1 pseudogene is annotated in these 826 nt (G+C 31.7%); it reads right to left on the reverse strand.

Annotated elements, in window-relative coordinates:
- A pseudogene (locus K8Z87_RS14040) lies at positions 1-826 on the reverse strand (hypothetical protein); the annotation flags it as partial.

An 826-nucleotide genomic window follows, 5' to 3' on the forward strand; every position in this document is an offset into this window, starting at 1 on the left:
TTTCCATCGGTAAGTTCAACAATAGATAACCCATTGTCTTGAATGATTTCATCATCCGTTGAAAGCGTATTATTTTGAAATACAATTTCAAAACGATCATTAAAAGTGCCTCCTTGAGACTTAAAAGTATAATGCGAAGATGAAATTTCATGCAAAACGCCTAAATAATTATCTTTTAAATAAATAGAATTATAGGTTAAAAATTCACCTTCAGTTTTTAAAAGATCTATACGGTAAGTTTCTTCGGTGGAGATGTAAGCACCAAAACCAATTTTAACAGTTTCCTCAATATTTAAAGAACTGAACGATTTAGCTTGTATTACAAAAGGAGTATTTTCTTCAGATTCAATTAAGGAATATAGAATCCCAGCATTACCAGCATAATTTCTAGGAGTATCAATTGAATTACCATCATAATCATCAGTAGAAACATCTGAATATACAATAGAAATCTGACTAAAAATACCAATATCAGAACTTAGATTTAGCCACAATTTTTCACGTTTAGAAGTGTTCTTTTTTGAAACAGAACTTTTAGAATTTCTATAGAATAAATCATTTACATTATCTCCACTAACACGCATGCTGTTTGTAAAGAGTACATTTTCTGTAGTAATTACAGGAGTTACAGGTGGTGAAGTTAAAATAGGGTCAGGAAGTTTAGAAGGGATAAAGAAACTTTGCCCAGAAGGTATTTTCTCTTCAGGGACATCGTTACCATCAAACACTCCGTCTCCATTAATATCAGTGCCATTACCTGCAACACTCATAGTGCTTATAGTGATATAATCGTTTTGACTAAAGTTTAAGACTTCGTTTCCAGGGT

Origin of the sequence: Winogradskyella immobilis, from assembly GCF_021887715.1 — a bacterium.
Lineage (GTDB): Bacteria > Bacteroidota > Bacteroidia > Flavobacteriales > Flavobacteriaceae > Winogradskyella > Winogradskyella immobilis.